At 74.7% G+C, this 3,670-nt stretch carries 1 protein-coding gene; it reads left to right on the top strand.

What is annotated here, in order from left to right; translation table 11 throughout:
• Positions 1-13 precede the first annotated feature (13 nt).
• Positions 14-3,625: a type I polyketide synthase gene (locus tag ABTZ94_RS36720; protein ID WP_351207668.1), complete on the top strand. Its 3,612-nt coding sequence runs from the start codon at positions 14-16 to the stop codon at positions 3,623-3,625.
• The last annotated feature ends 45 nt before the right edge of the window (positions 3,626-3,670 follow it).

The raw sequence follows: 3,670 nt of genomic DNA, 5'->3' as shown, positions 1-3,670 counted from the left end.
GTGGACACGTGGCGTGAGCGTCGACTGGGACACGGTGTACGGGGGTATGGGCGCACAGCGTGTCGAGCTGCCCACCTACGCCTTCCAGCACCAGCGCTACTGGATCGAAGTCCCGGCCTCGGCGATGGGCGACGTCTCCTCCGCCGGGCTCGGCGCCGCCGGGCACCCGCTGCTGGGCGCGTCCGTCGACCTGCCGGACTCGGACGGTGTGCTGCTGACCGGGCGGCTCTCGCTCCAGACCCACCCCTGGCTCGCCGACCACGCTGTCGCGGGCACCGTACTGGTGCCGGGCACGGCCTTCGTCGAGCTGGCGGTGCGCGCCGGCGACCAGGTCGACTGCGACCTGCTGGAGGAACTGACGCTGGAGGCGCCGCTGATCCTGCCGGAGCGCGGCGGGGTCCAGCTGCGGCTGATCGTCGGTGCCGCCGACTCCACCGGGCGCCGGACTCTGGAGATCCACTCCCGCGCGGAGCAGCGGGCAGGCGTCGAGGACCGGGCGGACCAGCCGTGGAGCCGCAACGCCGGCGGTGTACTCGTGGCCGACGCGGCGGGGCAGCCGACCGGGGAACTGTCGGTCTGGCCGCCGGCGGAAGCCGTCGCGATCGAGGTGGACGAGCTGTACGAGCGGTTCGCGGACGGCGGGTTCGGCTACGGCCCGGCGTTCCAGGGGCTGCGGGCCGCCTGGCGGCGGGGCGACGAGGTCTTCGCCGAACTGCGGCTGCCGGACAAGCAGCGTTCCGACGCCGCCCTGTTCGGGCTGCACCCGGCGCTGCTGGACGCCGCGCTGCACGGCGTGGCGCTCGGCGACTTCCTCGGTACGGACACGGACGGCATCCGGCTGCCGTTCTCCTGGAGCGGAGTCGGCCTGCACGCCGCGGGCGCCTCGGCGCTGCGGGTGCGTATCACCCCGGCCGGGCCGGACGCGGTCGCCCTGACGGTGGCCGACGAGGCCGGCGGTGTGGTCATGACCGTCGACTCGCTGGTACTGCGGCGCATCGCGCCCGAGCAACTGCGCGCGGCCCGGATTGCCTACCACGACTCGCTGTTCCGGTTGGAGTGGCCGGCCCTGCCCGCCCCGGCTGCCGCATCGCGGCCCACCGCGCCGTGGGCGCTGGTCGGCACCGACGGTCTGGGCCTGGGTGCCGCGCTGGAGGCGGCCGGGATCGGCTGCGAGAGCCATGCGGACCTCGCGGAGCTCGCTGCGGTGATCGCCTCCGGCAGGCCCGTGCCCGCGCTCGTCCTGGTTCCTTGTGCCGCGGAGGCGGTCGGAGACATGGCGGAGGAGGCCGGACGGGCCGCACATGCCGCGCTGGCGGATGTGCAGTCGTGGCTCGCGGAGGAGAGCTTCGCCGGGGCCAGGCTGGCGTTCGTCACCCGTGGCGCCGTGGCCACCACCGCCGACGCGGACGTGTCCGACCTGGCGCACGCCCCCGTGTGGGGCCTGGTGCGCACCGCGCAGACGGAGAACCCGGACCGGTTCCTGCTATTGGACCTGGACGGCGACGAGGCGTCCTGGCGCGCGTTGCCCACCGCGGCGGCCTCCGGCGAGCCGCAGCTCGCGCTCCGCACCGGCGCTCTGCACGTGCCGCGGCTGACGCGGGTGGCGGCCGAGACGCCGGAACGTGCACCGGAGTTCGACCCGGCGGGCACGGTGCTGATCACCGGCGCCACCGGGGTCCTCGGCGGGCTGCTGGCCCGGCATCTGGTCGCCGAACGCGGGGTGCGGCGCCTGCTGCTCACCAGCAGGCGCGGCGACCGGGCCGCGGGTGTGCCCGAGCTGGTCGACGAACTGCGGGCGCAGGGCGCCGAGGTGACCGTCGCGGCCTGCGACGCCGCCGACCGTGACGCACTGGCGCGGCTGCTGGCCGAGGTGCCGGCGGAGCGTCCGCTGCGGGCGGTGCTGCACACCGCCGGGGTGCTGGACGACGGGCTGATCCCGGCGCTCACCCCGGACCGGATCGACACCGTCTTCCGCTCGAAGGTGGACGCGGCGCGGAACCTGCACGAGCTGACCCGCGGCCTGGACCTGACCGCGTTCGTGCTGTTCTCTTCCGCGGCCGGTACCTTCGGCGCGCCGGGCCAGGGCAACTACGCGGCCGCCAACGTCTTCCTGGACGCGCTCGCCCAGCACCGGCGGGCCGCCGGCCTGCCCGCGCTCTCTCTGGCCTGGGGCCTGTGGGAGCAACGCTCGGCGATGACCGGCGACATGGCGGACGCGGACGTGCAGCGCATGGCGCGTTCCGGGATGGCGCCGCTGTCCTCGGCGGACGGTCTGGAGCTGTTCGATGCGGCGTGGGCGGTGGAGGGGGAGTCGCTGCTGATTCCCCTGCATCTGGACCTCGCGCCGCTGCGCGCCCAGGCCGACGTGGGCGCGCTGCCCGCCGTCTTCCGCGGTCTGGTGCGCGGAGCCCGGCGGCGTACGGTCGAGGCCGCCCCCCTGGACCTCGCCGGCCCCTCGCTGGCGCAGCGGCTGGCCGGGCTCGCCGAGGCCGAGCGGGAAGGCGCGCTGCGGGAGCTGGTCTCCGCGCAGGCCGCGGTCGTTCTGGGCTTCGCGGACGCCGACGCCATCGGGGCCGACCGCGGCTTTCTGGAGCTGGGCTTCGACTCGCTGACCGCGGTGGAGCTGCGTAACCGGCTCAACGCGGCCAGCGGGCTGCGGCTGCCCCCGACGCTGCTGTTCGACCACGGCACACCCACCCTCGTCGCCCGGCACATGCTGGTCCAGCTGGCTGACGCGGTGACCGGTTCCGCCACCCCGGCGGACGCGGGGATGGAGCCGGCCGGTGATGCCGGGCAGGCCGGTGTGTTCGGCTCGATGCTGCGGGAGGCCGGGGAGTCCGGGCGGCAGGAGGAATTCACCCGCCTGCTGATGGACGTCTCGCGATTCCGACCGTCCTTCGGCAGCGCTGCCGAGCTGACCCGGACCCCCACTCCGGTGCGGCTCTCGCGCGGCGAGGCGGAGTCGGTGCCACCTGCGCTGATCTGCTTCTCCTCGATCCTGTCCATCTCTGGCCCGCACCAGTACGCGCGGTTCGCCGCCGGCTTCCGCGGCCACCGGGACGTCTGGGCCATGGCCAACCCCGGCTTCGTGGCCGGGGAACAGCTCCCGGCCACCGCGGAGGCGGTGGTCGAGGTGCTGGCCGAGGCGGTGCTGCGGCAGGCGGACGGCGGTCCGTTCGTGCTGCTGGGCCACTCCTCGGGCGGCATGCTGGCGCACGAGGTGACCGCGCGGCTGGAGAGCGGCGGTGTCTTCCCCGAGGCGCTCGTGCTGCTCGACATCTACTCCCACGACGCGGACGCTGCCACCGGCATCCAGCCCGGCCTGACCGCGGGGGTGGACGAGCGGCGCGAGAGCTATGTGCCGGTCGACGACGCCCGGCTGCTGGCGATGGGCGCCTACTTCAGGCTCTTCGGCGAGTGGCGGCCGCGTGAGATCAAGACTTCGACGCTGCTGGTGCGGGCCGGGGAGCGGCTGTTCGACTGGACCCGTGGTGAGGGCGGCGACTGGCGCGCGTACTGGGATCCGGCGCACACCGCGCTGGACGTGCCCGGCAACCACTTCACCATGATGGAGGAGCACGCCGGAACGACCGCACGGGCCGTGACGGACTGGCTGTCGGCCTGACGCACCGACCGTGAAGGGCCGGGCCCGCGCTCCCTGAGATCTCAG

This window comes from Streptomyces sp. NPDC002785 (assembly GCF_040295565.1).
GTDB lineage: Bacteria > Actinomycetota > Actinomycetes > Streptomycetales > Streptomycetaceae > Streptomyces.
The sequence above is the reverse complement of the archived record's forward strand: the minus strand, read 5'-3'. Positions and strand labels throughout refer to the sequence as shown.